Source organism: Mesorhizobium sp. M0159, assembly GCF_040322295.1.
In the GTDB taxonomy this organism is placed as follows: Bacteria; Pseudomonadota; Alphaproteobacteria; order Rhizobiales; family Rhizobiaceae; genus Mesorhizobium.
This window is the reverse complement of record NZ_JAMYTF010000083.1, coordinates 1-14579: the sequence shown is the minus strand read 5'-3', so window position 1 is coordinate 14579 and position 14579 is coordinate 1. Positions and strand designations below refer to the sequence as shown.

Below are 14579 nucleotides of genomic sequence, written 5' to 3'. Positions count from 1 at the left end.
TTCGTAGAGCGCGGTTCCCCTCTCCGTCTCGGCTTCGCCGAGCCACCTCTCCCCACTTTCGTGGGGCGAGGAACCCAAGCTGGAATGAAGGCAGGCAATTTTGTTCTTGCTTTGTGCCGGCAGCTATGCTACTATTTTCAGTATGGTGATGATTCCACCGACGATCCCGCCCGCCGAGGCGGGTTTTTTGTTTCCGGGTTTTTGTTTCGCAGCTGCTTTGCCTGGTCTCTCAGGCCGAAAACGCCACCAACCCTTCGTCTTTGACCCGGCGGATGGTCAGCGCGGTTCGCACCGTATCGACATTGGGGGCCGAGGCCAGTTCCTCGATAACGAAGGTCTGGAAGGTGCCGAGATCGCTCGCCACGCAATGCAGCAGGAAATCGGACTCGCCCGACACCATCCAGGCGTCGCGCACGATCGGCCAGCCACGGGTGCGCTCGGCGAAGGTCTTGAGTTCGGCGTCGGCCTGGTGATGCAGGCCGATCAGACAGAAGGCGACGACGTCGAGGCCGAGCGCCGGAGCGTTGAGCAAAGCGCGGTAGCCGCGGATGATGCCGGCCTCTTCCAGCCGCCTGACGCGGCGCAGGCACGGCGGCGCCGAAATGCCGACGCGGCTCGACAGTTCGACGTTGGTCATGCGTCCGTCCTGCTGAAGCTCGCGCAGGATCTTCCAGTCGATAGCATCGAGATCGGCCTTGATCGGCATGGTGGCTTCCGTGGTGACGCGAAAGAATCTTTCGCGACTTTGTAATTAAACGACTTTGCTGTCTATTCCATCCGCTGGATCGAGGATTTTCGCATCATCTTGCTGCGGGTTGCTTGTCGCCGTCGCCGGCGCCGAAGCTTTCCGGGGACGAACGGCAACTTGCCTTGCTGGCGTCGCAGGCAACACTTACATTACGCGCAACAATCGATGAGAGTTCATGCCACAATCCATGGCTGCTCCCCGCAGAGGTTTTTCATGATCACCAAGCACGCGCCTGTTCTCATCATCGGCTCCGGCCCCGCCGGCTATACGGCGGCGATCTATGCCGCCCGCGCCATGCTCAAGCCGATGCTGGTCGCCGGCCTGCAGCAGGGCGGGCAACTGATGATCACCACCGATGTCGAAAACTATCCGGGCTTCGCCGCACCGATCCAGGGTCCATGGCTAATGAGCGAGATGCTCAGGCAGGCCGAGCATGTCGGCACCGACATCGTCAACGACATCATCACCGAGGTCGACCTCAACGTGCGGCCGTTCCGCGCCAAGGGCGATTCCGGCACGATCTATACCGCCGACGCGCTGATCATCGCCACCGGCGCGCAGGCCAAATGGCTGGGCATCCCGAGCGAACAGACCTTCATGGGATTTGGCGTTTCGGCCTGCGCCACCTGCGACGGCTTCTTCTATCGCGGCAAGGATGTCGCGGTGATCGGCGGCGGCAATTCGGCGGTGGAGGAAGCGCTCTATCTCTCCAACCTGGCCAAGAGCGTCACCGTCATCCACAGGCGCAGCGATTTCCGCGCCGAGCGCATCCTGCGCGAGCGGCTGCTGCGGAAAGATAATATCCGCGTCATCTGGGACACGGTGATCGACGAGATCACCGGCAGGCCCGGCAAGGCGCCGCTGCCGCCTTCGGTCGAAGGGCTGAAGCTGCGCAACGTGGTGACCGGGCAGGAGATGCATCTGGTGGTCGACGGCGTGTTCGTGGCGATCGGCCACGCGCCGGCGGTCGAGCTGTTTGCCGGCAAGCTGAAGCAGAAGCCGAACGGCTATCTGTGGACGGCGCCGGATTCGACCCGCACCGACATGCCGGGCGTGTTCGCCGCCGGCGACGTGACCGACGACATCTACCGCCAGGCGGTGACGGCGGCCGGGCTCGGTTGCATGGCCGCGCTCGAGGCGGAAAAATATCTGGCGGGGATCGAGGTTCACCGCGAAGCGGCGGAGTGATTGTTCGATAAGCGGCTGAGAAAAGCCGCGCAAAAGCCTGATTTTTCATTCAGACGCCGAAAACAGGCGGACGCCAGAAAACAGGACGAGGGGAAATCATGGCGTTGGATTGGGACAAGCTACGCGTGTTTCACGCCGCGGCGGAAGCGGGGTCGTTCACCCATGCCGCCGAGACACTGCATTTGTCGCAATCGGCGATCTCGCGGCAGGTCAGCGCGCTCGAGCATGACGTCGGCGTGCCGCTGTTCAATCGCCACGCCCGCGGCCTGGTGCTGACCGAGCAGGGCGAGATGCTGTTCCGCACGGCGCACGACGTGCTGATGAAGCTCGAAACCATCAAGTCGCGACTGACCGAAACCAAGGACCGGCCCTCCGGCGTGCTCAGGGTGACGACCACGGTCGGCCTCGGCGCCGGCTGGCTGACCGAGCGCGTGCAGGAATTCATCGAGCTCTATCCCGAGGTCAGCCTGCAGCTCATCCTGGCCAATGAGGAGCTCGATCTCACGATGCGCCAGGCCGACTGCGCCATCCGGCTGCGCCAGCCGCAGCAGCCCGACCTCATCCAGCGCCGCCTGTTCACCGTGCATTTTCATCTCTACGCGGCGCCATCCTATGTAAACAAATACGGCAAGCCGAATTCGATCGCCGAGCTGAAAACCCATCGCATCGTCACCTTCGGCGTGCCGGTGCCGGCGCATCTGTCGGAACTGAACTGGCTGGAGACGGTCGGCGATTTCGAAGGCGGGCAAAGGGTGCCGACGCTGCAGATCAACGACATATTGTCGATCAAGCGGGCGGTGCAGGGCGGCGCCGGCATCGCCATGCTGCCCGATTACGTGGTCAGCAAGGATTCCGGGCTGGTGCAGTTGCTGCCCGAGACCGAAGTGCCGTCCTTCGATACCTATTTCGCCTATCCCGACGCGATGAAGAACCAGGCGAAGCTGCATGTCTTCCGCGATTTCATCATCGCCAAGGCGCGCAGCTGGTCGTTCTGATTTAATGCATGTCGCGCAAAAGTGTGCAGCGGTTTTGCGATAACGACATGCATCAAACAAGAACCTAAAGCGCGTCGCATGAGGTCGGTCGAACGCAACGCGCTTTAGGAACGCGTATCCGCCAGCGTGCTGGCGCCGTAGCGCAAACCGTCTACGAGCAGGGCAACCATGCGCCGCGCCTGGGCAGGGCCGCCGCCGTGTGCCGGCATGGCAAGGCTGGCGGCCGCCCCTAACAGGTCGCCCGGCTCGATATCGGCGCGCACCTCGCCGGCCGCGGCCGCCGCCTCCAGCAATGTTTGAAGCGCGGGCCGGAGCCGTTGGTTGAAATAGGCAGGCAAAGTGTCGAATGCCGGATTGCCTGAGTACAGGGCTGCCGCGAGGCCGCGTTTTGCCGTGATGAAATCCACATAGCGCTGCATCCACAGGGCGAGCGCTTCACCGGGCCTATGCTCTCTGGCCAGGACCGGTGCGGCGTCCGCACAGGCGTCAACCTCGTGACGGAAGACGGCCACGATCAGGTCCGAGCGCTGTGGAAAGTGGCGGTAGACGGTGCCGACGCCGACGCCAGCCTTTTCCGCGATCTCTCGCACCGGAGCCTCCACGCCGGAGGTCGCGAACACCGCCATGGCCGCCCGGAGCAACGCGTCGATGTTGCGCCGTGCGTCGGCGCGCACGTTGCGATCCGCGCGGTCGCGGGGTTCCAGACCATCGCCTTGATCCGTTTTGCCGTTCGGCGTTTTTTCGCCCATCAAATTACCTCTTGCAAACGGAACCTTGTTCCGGATATATGTGGAACGTGGTTCCGTTTGACTTGTATCTAGCACGGCAAATCGGTGTTGGCCACACATCGGTGCACAAAAGGAGATTACCATGCAGGACAAACCCGTCGCCCTGGTCACCGGGGCCAACAAGGGCATCGGTCTTCAGATCGCCAAGGACCTCGCGGCGAACGGCCTTACCGTGCTCGTAGGATCGCGCAGGCTCGAGCATGCCGAGGCAGCCGCAAATAGCATCGGAGAGGATGCCCACGCTCTGCAGCTCGACGTCACCGACCAGGCGTCGATCGCCGCCGCGGCAGAGCGCATCCGCATCGAACTCGGCCGCCTCGACGTGCTGGTGAACAATGCCGGCATCTCCCATGCGGGAAAGCCGGGCAGGCCGCTCGAGGAGATCATCAACTCGGGCCGCCCGAGTGTTGCGTCTCTCGACGACGTACGCGCGGTGTTCGAGACGAACGTGTTTGGCATCGTCGCCGTCACGCAAGCGATGCTGCGGCTCCTTCGTGAGGCCCCGGCGGCGCGTATCGTCAACGTATCGAGCGGCGCCGGCTCGCTGACATTGAACGCGGATCCGGCCTTTCCGTACCGCACGTCGTTTGGCGCCGTTTACAACCCGTCGAAGACGGCCGTCAACGCGATGACGCTCGCCTTCGCCATCGAGCTCGAGGAGACCGGCATCAAGGTCAACGCTGCCTGCCCGGGCTACACCGCGACGGAGCTCAACAACTTCGAAGGTCCGCGCACCGTCGAACAGGCCGCGCGGGAGCCCGTGCGCCTCGCGCTTCTCGACGCGAACGGTCCGACGGGCACGTTCTCGAACGAGGACGGCCCGCTGCCGTGGTGACGTTGCCTTGGAGCCTGCTTCAGCCGCGCCAAGGTGTCAGGCGGGGCAGCCAGCCTGGTACGGCACGGCGGTAGGCCTCGTATTCGTCACCGTAGCGGCGGGCAAGCGTCGGTTCCTCATATAGTCTCACGAAGGAGATCATGGCGGCCGCGGCGATGACTAGATAGGCGGCGACCGTCCAGCTCGAAAACAGCAGTGCCTGGCCGAGGACGATCGACAGCACGGCGATGTACATCGGATTGCGGACATGGCGGTAGATGCCGCCGACGACCAGCCTTTCGGTCGGCGCGACCGGGGCGGGCGTACCCAGGCCCTCCAGGGCAAACCGGGCAAAGGCGTGCAGCAGTATGGCTGTGCCGGCGACAACCAGCAGCCAGCCCACAGGAACGAAACCGGGCAGTCTCGACCAGGGCAGGCGATAGCGATCGGTCAGCAGCCAAGGCAACAGTCCGGCGACCACGCCGGGCGCTACAGCAAGGAAGATGACGCTGCCGGCGATCGCCGAAGTGGCTCGCATATAGCTCTCCTTACGGGCGCGGCCTTGAACGGTCTCCTGCAACGCGCTGCAGGTCTTGTCCGGCATGTAACCCAAACCGCTGCACCCTCAGGTCAAGCTCGATGGCGGGCTTTTGGGCGGCATGCACCAGCAAGGTCTGGCTGCCGAAAAAACAAACGCGTGCTGCACGATTCCACGTCATCCTGCGTTTTTCGACTTTCCGAGCAGGAATCGCTGCTGATTCGCGGCCGCGGATCGATTTTTGCCTTGCCGCAGGCTGTATTTCAGCGATTCAACTGGTCCTATTGCGCTTCGGGACGGATTAGACCACAGCCGGCGCCTTTTTGCATGTGAGTGTTGCAAAATAGATGCTTGTTTCTTGGGCATGAAGAGCACATATGTAGATCATCTCCTGAGCGCGTTCTCCTCCCATTAGCGCTCTCGAGTGTTCCCCTCTGGAGGTTAGCCTTAACAGGCACTTCCAATCAAACTCAGCCGGGTCTTCATTGATCCGGCTTTTTTGTTGCCCGAAACCAACACATCGCCAGAAAATCGGCCGGAACGGTCGCGTAACAGTGACATGTAACCTCGGGTAACATCCCGCGGGCGCGCCAAATCGATTAAGCAGAGCACAGGACGCGGTGTGGCTCGTCCGGGGGATGGGGGCATCACTCGGACGACCCGGGCTCAGGCAGCTACCGCGTCCGAACCTTCCTCCGCCAAAACACCGGCGGCAAGCATGCGGCGGACCTGCCGTTTCGCCTCCCACGAAGACGGTCCGCAAGAAACGGCGCCCCGGTAATACGGGCGCCGTTTCCTGTTGGGCCGCAACGGCAGCTCAGGCGGCCTTGCCGTTGGCGTTCAGCGCCTCGTCGGCCAACCGGCCGGTGAGTTCGGCCATGTGGTCGAAGACGGCCCGGTAGCTGGCGACACCCGCCGTGGCCGAGCGCAGCTCGATGATGAGGTCGCCGATCTCGGCTTGCGGCATGGTCGCCTCGACGACGTCCCATCCGGGCCAGTCGGGCCGCGCGTCGTAGCCGAGGATCTGGCCGCGCCGTTGCGGGATCAGCGCAATGATCTTCGACGTCGCGTCGGACGGCGTGACGATCTCGACCTTCATCACCGGCTCGAGCAGCACCGGCGAGCACGCGGCCATGCCTTCTTTCATCGCCAGCTTCGCCGCCATCTGGAAGGCCATGTCGGACGAATCGACCGCATGGTAGGAGCCGTCGGAAAGGTTGACGGCAACATCGACGACCGGGAAGCCGAGCGGCCCGGACTTCAGGTAGTCACGCACGCCGGTCTCGACCGACTGGATGTAGGTCTTCGGCACGACGCCGCCGGTGATCGTATCGGTGAACTGGAAGCCTGACCCGCGCGGCAGCGGTTTGATCTCAATCACGACGTCGCCGAACTGGCCGTGGCCGCCTGATTGTTTCTTGTGGCGGCCGCGCTGCTGCGTCGCTTTGCGGATCGTCTCGCGGTAGGGCACGGCCGGCACATGGCCTTCGACCGGGATCTGGTTCTTGCCTTCCAGCCGCTCGCGCACGACGCGCAGATGCATCTCGCCATGGCCGGACAGCACGGTTTCGGCCGAATCCTGGTTGTGATGCAGGTTGAGTGAGGGATCTTCCTCGGCCAGGCGCTGGATGGCCGCCGACATCTTGACCTCGTCCTTGCGCTCTTTCGGCCGCAGCGCGAAGGCGAAGACCGGTTGCGGCGGCGCCAGCGTGACCAGCGGCTGGATGCCGCCCTTGGTCGAGCTCAGCGTCTGGCCGGTCCTGACGGCGTCCAGCTTGCCGAGCGCGACCGTGTCGCCGGCCTTGGCCGAAGTCAGCTTGACCTGGTCCTTGCCGAGCATCTTGTAGATGCCGGAGACCTTTGCCGTTTCGCCATTGGAAAGGAACAGCTCGGCGGCGTCGGCGACCTGGCCGGACAGGATGCGCGACACAGACAGCTTGCCGCCATGCGCGGTGTGGATGGTCTTCATCACCTGGACCACGGTGGCATTGCCGTCGGGAGCGCCGAGGCGCTGGCGCGTCGCCTCGATGTCGGGTGCGTCGTGACGGATCGCCTTCAACAGGCGCAGCACGCCATTGCCCTTCTCGGCGGTGCCGATCAGCACCGGCGTCACCATGCCGTGGCGCAGGTCGGCGGCAAGATCGTCGAAGATCGCATCCTTCGGCGGTTCGATCTCGTCCAGCAATTGCTCCATCAGGCGGTCGTCATGGTCGGCGAGCGTCTCCAGCATGGAAAAGCGCGCCTCGAGCTCGCGCGCCTTGTCGTCGCTCGGGATCTGGGCGACCTCGCTCTCGGCATATTCGCGGTAGATGTAGGCACGCTCCAGAGCGAGGTCGATCGAGCCGATGACGACGCCGTCCTTGCGCAGCGGGATCTGGCGCAGCAGCAATGGCACCGAGCTTGCCGGCTGCAGCATCTTCAGCGTGTCGCGCACACCTGCTATCGCCTTGTCGACCTTGTTCAGGAACAGCATGCGCGGCACGCCGAGATCGTCGAGCTTGCGCATGATCAGCTGCAGGGCAGGGATCTTCTTCTCGTCGGCCTCGGCAACGACCACGGCGACGTCGCAGGCGGCCAGCACCGGCTCGGCTTCGAAGGAGAATTCGATGGAGCCGGGACAATCGACGAAGGTGAACGGCTCGCCCATGAAATCGGTGGTGGCGAAGGTCGCCTCGACGCTCATGCCGTGAGCGCGCGCCTCGGGCGAATGATCGGAAACGGTATTTCCGGACGAAACGGGATTCTGGCGGGGAATGGCGCCTGTACGGGCGAGTATGGCTTCGAGAAGTGTCGTCTTACCGCTTGCGAAGGGACCGACTATGGCAATGCATTTCGGTCCCGTGCGTCGTCCTCCGGCGCGAGTACCCATGGCTGACCTCCACTCAGGCGTTTCCCTGTGAGCGGCGGCCGGCCTGTCGGCCGTCGCGGGCGAGGCTTTTTTCAATTTGCCACCTACCCAAAGGGCATCGTCCCACGGGCAGGCCGGGAGGGCAAGGGATTTGAGGTTGAAGGGATTTGAAGTTGGGGCCGGTTCAGCCGGTGCCGGTTAGGCGCGACGCCAGCGGGGGTGCGTCCACGCGCTGCACCGCCACCGTCTCGGCAAAGCGCGCGAGCAGCGGATTGAACAGGTCCGCCCGCTCCCAGAAAGGCGCATGCCCGGCGCCGGAGACGATGTGGCAATGCTCCCACAGCGAGCCGTAGGCGAGCGTCTCAAAATAGCCGAGCCGGACGAACGGATCGTTCTCGCCATTGACGATAGCGACCGGAAACGCGGCCTGCTCGACCACCTGTCTCTGGTCGGCGCCCTTGCCGGTGAGCATGCCGCGCGTCACCGCGGCGCGCAGCCGGCCGTCGGTGCGCAGGATGGCTTGGCGAAAGGACGGATCGGCGGTGTCGCCGAAACACAGCGTCTCGAAGCGCTCGGCATCGCGTTCGGAATACGTCTTTTTGGACGCCAGCAGCATGTCCCAATGCGCGTGGAAGCCGCGCAGCATGCCGAAAGGACCCTTCGATACCGGCGGCGCGCCGGTCAGCATCAGCCCGCCGACGGCGCGGTGAAAACTCGCGAGTTCGATTGCCACGTGCCCGCCAAGCGACCAGCCGAAGACGACGGCGCGGCCGATGCCCAAGGCATCGAGGAGCTGAGCCGCCGATTGGGCAAGGCCGGCGATGGTGTAGTCCGTCGCCGGATCGCGGGCGTCCGACGATTCGCCATGGCCGGGCAGGTCGAAAGCAATCAACCGATGGGCAGCGGCCAACGGGCTGTCGAACTGGCGGGCGAATACGGCGCGCGAACTGCCCGACCCATGGATCAGGACAAGCGGGATGCCGGGTCCCGACGACTGGCTGAGGCGCAAATCCGCTTGCGGCGTGCGGATCGTGCGGTGGGAAACGGCCATATCTGGTTGGACCTTGGGATTGTCTCCAGGTCAACATCGCATGCCGAGGTCACCATGTTGTTTAGAACGGTGGTTAAGAAATGATTTCTCGGCTTGCGCCGGGTATGATGAACGAATCCACCACAGCTAACCCCGGGACCCTGATGATGGAATCCACGCTCGACCTTCTCCTCTCGATCAGCAGCATCGCGACGCTCGGCCAATATGCCTGGTCGATGCGCGCGCATTTCCAGTCGCAGACTATGTCTCAAGGCGCGATGATCATTTCGGCCGTCGTGGTCGGCACGGCGCTGTTCTTTCTTGCGCTGCTGTGGATCGAGCGGCAGCCGGTGGCGGCGAAGATCGGCGGGCTCGCCGTCGAACTGGCAAGCTCGGCGCTGTTCTGGTGGGCGATCTCGGTCTCCCGCAAGGCGCGGCTGCGGTTCGCATTCGATCCTGACAATCCCGACAGCCTGGTGACCGAAGGCCCTTATCTCCATGTCCGGCATCCGTTCTACACGTCCTACATCATTTTCTGGATCGGATCGGGTATCGCGACCTGGTCGGTCTGGGCGGTGGTGCCGGTCGCCGGCATCGTTACGATCTACGTGATCGCAGCCTTGGACGAAGAGCGAAAATTTTCGCGGACAAGGTTGGCCGATGCCTACGACGCTTACCGCACGCGGACCGGTCTGTTCTGGCCGCGTTTTGCCCGCAGCCGGCAGGAGATGCAGCCGGCATCGGACGAAAGTGGTAGGGTCTAAGACACTGGATTGAATCGAGGACTTGCGACGATGAAGATTATTGCCTGCGGCAGCGTGCCGACGATTGTTGCGCCGGAAAAATACTTCACTGGCCGGGTTTTGCAGACGCCGATCATCGAGAAAGAGGCGCCGGCGCGGCTCAGAGCCACGCTGGTCAGCTTCGAGCCCGGCGCTCGCACCCACTGGCACACGCATCCGCTCGGCCAGACGCTCTATGTCACATCCGGTGCCGGTCTCGTGCAAAGCTGGGGCGGGCCGCTGCAGGAGATCAGGGCCGGCGACGTCATCTCCTTTGCGGCCGGCGAAAAGCACTGGCACGGCGCCGCGCCCAAATCGGCGATGACCCACATCGCCATGCAGGAGGCGCTCGAGGGTGTGCATGTCGATTGGCTGGAGAAGGTGAACGACGAGCAGTATGGCGGCTGAAACGTCTCAGACCAGCGCGGCGGTAAAGCGCTGGATGCGCGTGCAGGCCTCTTCGAGCAGAGCCTCCGACGTGGCGTAGGAGATGCGGAAGTTCGGGCCGAGGCCAAAGGCCGAGCCGAAAACAACCGCCACGCCCTCGGCCTCGAGCAGTTCCGAGCAGAAGGTTTCGTCGCTGTCGATCACCTTGCCGCTCTTGGTCTTCCTGCCGATCAGCTGGGCACAGGAGGGATAGACGTAGAACGCACCCTCCGGCGACGGACAGGTGATGCCGCGCGCCTGGTTGAGCATCGAGACGACGAGATCGCGCCGGCCCTGGAAGATCGCCTTGTTCTTCGGGATGAAATCCTGCGGGCCGTTCAGCGCTTCGACCGCCGCCCATTGGGCGATGGTGCAGGCGCCGGAGGTCTGCTGGCCCTGGATCATGTCCATCGCCTTGATCAGCGGCACCGGGCCTGCCGCGTAGCCGATGCGCCAGCCGGTCATGGCATAGGCCTTCGACACGCCGTTCATCGTCAGCGTGCGCTCATAAAGCTTAGGCTCGACCTCGGCGATGGTCTTGAAGACGAAGTCGCCATAAGTCAGGTGCTCGTACATGTCGTCGGTCAGCACCCAGACATGCGGGTGCTTCAACAGCACGTCGGCCAGGCTCTTGAGTTCCGCTTCGGTATAGGCGGCGCCCGAGGGGTTCGACGGCGAGTTCATCAAGAGCCATTTGGTGCGCGGCGTGATCGCCTTTTCCAGCACGGCCGCCGTCAGCTTGAAGCCGTTGTCGATCGAGGTGTCGGCAAAGGCCGAGGTGCCGCCGCAGATCGCCACCATTTCGGGATAGCTCACCCAGTAGGGCCGCGGGATGATCACCTCGTCGCCGGGGTTCAGCGTCGCCATGAAGGCGTTGAACAGGATCTGCTTGCCGCCGGTGCCGACGATGGTCTGCTCCGGCCGGTAGTCGAGATTGTTCTCGCGCTTGAACTTTTTCGCGATCGCCTCGCGCAGCGGCACGATGCCGGAGACCGGCGGATATTTCGTCTCGCCGCGGCGGATGGCCTCGATCGCGGCGTGCTTGATGTTGTCGGGGGTGTCGAAGTCCGGCTCGCCGGCGCCCAGCCCGATCACGTCGCGGCCGGCGTTTTTCAGCTCGCGCGCCTTCTGCGTCACCGCGATGGTCGCGGAAGGCTTTACGCGGGAAAGGACGTCGGCAAGAAAGGCCATGACAGATATCTCCAGAAAAGACCGGCGGGCGAAGGCGCCGCGGCGCCTCTCATGTCGCATCATCTGGTCAAGCGCAAGCCCAGCGCAGGCATTGTCGAATGAGCCAGCGCGCAATGCTGGCAACAATAAATTCACCAACGATCGGTAAAAGCTTGAACGGCAGGACCGTGGCCGGTCCGCCAGTCTCGCACAGCGAGGAACCGTGACGCGCAGCATCGGGCTTGCCCATACCATCCGCCATGATGACGGCACCGCCAGCGGTGTCTGGGGGGTCTATACGCTGCAAAGCGCGTTCCAGCCGATCTTCGCCTTCAACAAGGGCAAGCTTTCCGTCGTCGCGTTCGAGGGGCTGATCCGGCCGTTCCGCGAAGGCGAGCCGCAGCCGCCAATGAGTTTCTTCAACAGCTGTCCGGCGGTCGACCGCCTGCATATCGAGGCGCTGACACGGACGCTGCACCTTCTGAACGCCGGCGCCTGCCTGCCGCGAGACGCCTCCATCTTCATCAATTTCGATCCATCGGTGTTCACCGACCGCAGCATCGCCGACAAGGCGCTGCGCGACATGCGGCTGGTGCTGCACGAGGCCGACATCGATCCGCGCCGCGTCGTCTGCGAGGTCACTGAGCAGAAATCGGCGTCGCAGGAAACGCTCTACAATTTCGTCGAGGCGCTCAGGGGCAATGGTTTGCGCATTGCCGTCGACGATTACGGCGCGGACGAATCCGACATCAATCGCATCAAGGAACTCAGGCCAGACATCGTCAAGTTCGACGCCGACTGGATCATGACGCTGATGGAGTCCGGTGCCGGCTTCGCCTTGCTGACCGCTATGGTGACAAGCTTCGAAGAGCAAGGCATCCGTACGGTATTCGAGGGCATCGAGACGGGCTGGCAGCTCGAGCTTGCCGAAAAGTCGGGCTCCTCGATGGTGCAAGGCTTCGTGCTGGCACGCCCGGAGCTTGCGCCGACCAGCTTTCACGTCTTCGACAAGGCCGGGCAAGCATCAGCGGTGTCGCCCGATAAGGACAAAGTTCCCGCGGCCGTTTCGCCATCGCGGCGGCCGATGCGGGCCTTTGGCCGCAGGGTGGCATCGTGACCGGGCGGGCCGACATGCGGCGCAAGGTCGGCGAAGCGATCTTTGCCGACGAGGTCGGCATTGAATATGGCGTCTACGGCGCATTCCGGCTGAGGAGCGCCTACCAGCCGGTCTTCGCGCCGCGCGGCAGGTTTCTCGCCGCCGTCGCGGTCGAGGGACTGATCGAGCCGCATCGTGCAGGCAGGCCGGTGGCGCCGCAAATCTTCTTCGAAGGTGTGCCGGCAGCGGATCGGCTGTTTGTCGAAACCATGTGCCGGGTGCTGCATTTGCGCAACTTCCGCAACATCGGCGTCGACGGGCTCGACCTCTTCTTCAACTACAATCCGCTGATCAACGATGACCCCGCACGGGCGCTGGCCGAAATCAGGCTGATGACCAGGCATCTGACGGATTTCGGCCTGCATCCTGGCATGCTGGTCTGCGAGATTACCGAGCAGGCGGCCGGCGACAAGGTGCTTGTCAGCCTGGCGCGCGAGATGCGGCGCGACGGCGTCCGCATCGCCATCGACGATTTCGGCACCGGGCATTCGACCGAAGAAAGGGTAGCGCTGGTGCAGCCCGACATCGTCAAGATCGACGGCACCTGGTTCGCAGAATTCTGCCGCCATGCCGCCGCCGAGCGGTTTTTCCGGCCGCTGGTTTCGACGCTGCACGACCGTGGCGCCAAGGTGCTGGTCGAAGGCGTCGAGAACGCCACGCATCTGCGCGTCGCGCTGGATGGCGGCGTCGACCTGCTGCAGGGCTTTTATCTTGCCCGGCCGGCGCTGGCCGGTACGCTGTTCGACGAGGAGCCTCTGTCGATCGACAGGTTGCTTGGCAGGGATAACAACGTCATCCCCTTGTTCGGATGAATGCATCAGCGGCGCTGATGGTTACGCCAAAACAAATCACTGGATGAGGCCGCCGCTGCCGCGATAGAGGCTGGATCAAGCCCTGAGACGGGTGGTTGCGAGCAAGGGGGAGCACCGATGATACTCTATGGAATGATCGACAGCGGCAATTGCTACAAGCCGCGCCTGTTGATGGCCAAGCTCGGCATCGCTTTCACCAATGTCGAGGTCAGCTCGCACACCGGCGACACGCGCAAGCCCGACTATGTCGCGAAAAACCCGAACGCCATGGTGCCGCTGCTCGAACTCGACGACGGCCGCCGGCTGGCCGAATCCAATGCCATCCTGCTCTATCTCGCCGAAGGCACGCGGTTCCTGCCGGCGGACAGATACGAACGCGCGCTGGCCTATCAGTGGCTGTTCTTCGAGCAATACAGCCATGAGCCTTATATCGCCGTGCGCAGGGCGCTGCTGACCTTCCCTGAAAGAGCCAAGGACGCAACGCCCGAGCGGCTGGCGCTGACGCTGGAGCGCGGCAACAAGGCGCTCGGCGTCATGGACAAGCACCTGGCCGGGAGCAGCTTCTTCGCTGGCAATGCGCTCAGCGTCGCCGACATCGCGCTCTATGCCTATACGCATACCGCCGAGACGGGCGGGTTTCAGCTCGACGCCTATCCGGCGGTGGCCGCCTGGCTGAAAAGGGTCGAGGCCGATCCGGGGCACGTGCCGCTGGAGTGGGTGGGTTGAGTGCAACTCGCCGACTTTGCTGAGCAACGTTGACAATTGGCGAAAGCTTCGGCGAAAGCGTCCTTCTCCCCGTCACTGTACGGGGAGAAGATGGCGGCAGCCAGATGAGGGGCGGCGCCAGCCTTTGTTGTGATGTCGTGCTTGGCCTGGCGAAGGGCAGTCCTGATGCGTCGCGCTGCCCCTCATCGCCCTGCCGGGCACTTCTCCCCGTATAGAGACGGGGAGAAGGAGCTGTATCGCCGGTTTCGCCAATTGTCGGCGTTTAAAATCCAGACAGCAAAAAGGCGGGACAAAATCCCGCCTTCCCATGCTTGGTAGCCTGATCGGGAGCGTTTTGGCCGGGCCGGCAGCAATCTGCTGCTTCGGCTTGTCGGGGTCTTTCGCTCCGGCGCGCTTCTCGCGCGACCGCCAGTACATCCGTGACTTGCCGCGGGGCCCCCGCCGGAGCCCCGGCCGCGCCCCGACCCAAAAAAAACAGGCGAGGAGACAGAAACCAGGCGCGGAGAGGAAAGTCGGCGGGGCGTCGGGGTTGAAAACATTTATATTTATGGTTGAAAC

14 protein-coding genes are annotated in these 14579 nt (G+C 63.6%); 8 read left to right on the top strand and 6 right to left on the bottom strand.

Going from position 1 to position 14579, the window contains the following annotated elements; all coding sequences use genetic code 11:
- Nucleotides 1-229: 229 nt before the first annotated feature.
- Nucleotides 230-706 carry an Lrp/AsnC family transcriptional regulator gene (locus NKJ32_RS33640; RefSeq protein WP_023678347.1) on the bottom strand — a complete coding sequence of 159 codons (477 nt, stop codon included), beginning with the start codon at nucleotides 704-706 and terminating at the stop codon, nucleotides 230-232.
- 255 nt (nucleotides 707-961) lie between these two features.
- Between NKJ32_RS33640 and trxB the strand changes: the two genes are divergently transcribed.
- Complete coding sequence (trxB, locus tag NKJ32_RS33635; RefSeq protein ID WP_352567960.1) at nucleotides 962-1936, top strand: thioredoxin-disulfide reductase; 975 nt, start codon at nucleotides 962-964, stop codon at nucleotides 1934-1936.
- A 98-nt stretch (nucleotides 1937-2034) separates the two neighbouring features.
- Nucleotides 2035-2931 carry a LysR family transcriptional regulator gene (locus NKJ32_RS33630; RefSeq protein ID WP_023678345.1) on the top strand — a complete coding sequence of 299 codons (897 nt, stop codon included), beginning with the start codon at nucleotides 2035-2037 and terminating at the stop codon, nucleotides 2929-2931.
- Between the two features lie 104 nt (nucleotides 2932-3035).
- Here the strand turns inward: NKJ32_RS33630 and NKJ32_RS33625 are convergent, their stop codons facing one another.
- The gene (locus NKJ32_RS33625; protein ID WP_352567959.1) at nucleotides 3036-3680 is read right to left on the bottom strand and encodes a TetR/AcrR family transcriptional regulator; all 645 of its coding nucleotides are present in this window, start codon (nucleotides 3678-3680) and stop codon (nucleotides 3036-3038) included.
- A 121-nt stretch (nucleotides 3681-3801) separates the two neighbouring features.
- Here NKJ32_RS33625 and NKJ32_RS33620 point away from each other — a divergent pair, with 121 nt between their 5' ends.
- The gene (locus NKJ32_RS33620; RefSeq protein WP_352567958.1) at nucleotides 3802-4554 is read left to right on the top strand and encodes an SDR family oxidoreductase; all 753 of its coding nucleotides are present in this window, start codon (nucleotides 3802-3804) and stop codon (nucleotides 4552-4554) included.
- Between the two features lie 19 nt (nucleotides 4555-4573).
- On the opposite strand, the gene NKJ32_RS33615 is transcribed toward NKJ32_RS33620, so the two are convergent.
- The 3 genes from NKJ32_RS33615 to NKJ32_RS33605 form a co-directional block, all read right to left on the bottom strand.
- A complete protein-coding gene (locus NKJ32_RS33615) occupies nucleotides 4574-5071 on the bottom strand; it encodes a methyltransferase family protein (protein ID WP_352567957.1) in 498 nt (165 codons plus the stop codon).
- 817 nt (nucleotides 5072-5888) lie between these two features.
- Entirely contained in the window at nucleotides 5889-7940 is a 2052-nt protein-coding gene (locus NKJ32_RS33610) for an elongation factor G (RefSeq protein WP_352830184.1), read from the bottom strand.
- A 163-nt stretch (nucleotides 7941-8103) separates the two neighbouring features.
- On the bottom strand, nucleotides 8104-8970 hold the full coding sequence (locus tag NKJ32_RS33605; protein WP_352475048.1) for an alpha/beta fold hydrolase: 867 nt from the start codon (nucleotides 8968-8970) through the stop codon (nucleotides 8104-8106).
- A 143-nt stretch (nucleotides 8971-9113) separates the two neighbouring features.
- Here NKJ32_RS33605 and NKJ32_RS33600 point away from each other — a divergent pair, with 143 nt between their 5' ends.
- Nucleotides 9114-9713, top strand: coding sequence for a methyltransferase family protein (locus NKJ32_RS33600; protein ID WP_352797534.1), 600 nt, complete (start codon nucleotides 9114-9116; stop codon nucleotides 9711-9713).
- 30 nt (nucleotides 9714-9743) lie between these two features.
- Nucleotides 9744-10139 carry a (R)-mandelonitrile lyase gene (locus tag NKJ32_RS33595; RefSeq protein ID WP_023678338.1) on the top strand — a complete coding sequence of 132 codons (396 nt, stop codon included), beginning with the start codon at nucleotides 9744-9746 and terminating at the stop codon, nucleotides 10137-10139.
- A gap of 6 nt (nucleotides 10140-10145) precedes the next feature.
- Here NKJ32_RS33595 and NKJ32_RS33590 read toward each other — a convergent pair whose 3' ends face one another.
- Nucleotides 10146-11348 (bottom strand): pyridoxal phosphate-dependent aminotransferase, encoded by a 1203-nt coding sequence (locus NKJ32_RS33590; RefSeq protein ID WP_352788244.1) that lies wholly within the window; start codon nucleotides 11346-11348, stop codon nucleotides 10146-10148.
- Between the two features lie 202 nt (nucleotides 11349-11550).
- On the opposite strand from NKJ32_RS33590, the gene NKJ32_RS33585 reads away from it, so the two are divergent.
- From NKJ32_RS33585 to NKJ32_RS33575, 3 genes are all read left to right on the top strand, one after another.
- Nucleotides 11551-12444 carry an EAL domain-containing protein gene (locus NKJ32_RS33585; RefSeq protein ID WP_352830182.1) on the top strand — a complete coding sequence of 298 codons (894 nt, stop codon included), beginning with the start codon at nucleotides 11551-11553 and terminating at the stop codon, nucleotides 12442-12444.
- Nucleotides 12441-13295 (top strand): EAL domain-containing protein, encoded by an 855-nt coding sequence (locus NKJ32_RS33580; protein WP_352622192.1) that lies wholly within the window; start codon nucleotides 12441-12443, stop codon nucleotides 13293-13295. Before NKJ32_RS33585 ends, NKJ32_RS33580 begins: the two co-directional genes overlap by 4 nt.
- A 117-nt stretch (nucleotides 13296-13412) precedes the next feature.
- Nucleotides 13413-14021, top strand: a complete 609-nt coding sequence (locus NKJ32_RS33575) for a glutathione S-transferase family protein (RefSeq protein ID WP_352797530.1) — start codon at nucleotides 13413-13415, stop codon at nucleotides 14019-14021.
- The last annotated feature ends 558 nt before the right edge of the window (nucleotides 14022-14579 follow it).

Coding starts and splice junctions, on each gene's coding strand:
- NKJ32_RS33590 (WP_352788244.1), bottom strand. CDS start 11,348: ATGGCCTTTCTTGCCGACGTCCTTTCCCGCGTAAAGCCTTCCGCGACC.
- NKJ32_RS33615 (WP_352567957.1), bottom strand. CDS start 5,071: ATGCGAGCCACTTCGGCGATCGCCGGCAGCGTCATCTTCCTTGCTGTA.
- trxB (WP_352567960.1), top strand. CDS start 962: ATGATCACCAAGCACGCGCCTGTTCTCATCATCGGCTCCGGCCCCGCC.
- NKJ32_RS33640 (WP_023678347.1), bottom strand. CDS start 706: ATGCCGATCAAGGCCGATCTCGATGCTATCGACTGGAAGATCCTGCGC.
- NKJ32_RS33600 (WP_352797534.1), top strand. CDS start 9,114: ATGATGGAATCCACGCTCGACCTTCTCCTCTCGATCAGCAGCATCGCG.
- NKJ32_RS33605 (WP_352475048.1), bottom strand. CDS start 8,970: ATGGCCGTTTCCCACCGCACGATCCGCACGCCGCAAGCGGATTTGCGC.
- NKJ32_RS33575 (WP_352797530.1), top strand. CDS start 13,413: ATGATACTCTATGGAATGATCGACAGCGGCAATTGCTACAAGCCGCGC.
- NKJ32_RS33630 (WP_023678345.1), top strand. CDS start 2,035: ATGGCGTTGGATTGGGACAAGCTACGCGTGTTTCACGCCGCGGCGGAA.
- NKJ32_RS33610 (WP_352830184.1), bottom strand. CDS start 7,940: ATGGGTACTCGCGCCGGAGGACGACGCACGGGACCGAAATGCATTGCC.
- NKJ32_RS33625 (WP_352567959.1), bottom strand. CDS start 3,680: ATGGGCGAAAAAACGCCGAACGGCAAAACGGATCAAGGCGATGGTCTG.
- NKJ32_RS33620 (WP_352567958.1), top strand. CDS start 3,802: ATGCAGGACAAACCCGTCGCCCTGGTCACCGGGGCCAACAAGGGCATC.
- NKJ32_RS33595 (WP_023678338.1), top strand. CDS start 9,744: ATGAAGATTATTGCCTGCGGCAGCGTGCCGACGATTGTTGCGCCGGAA.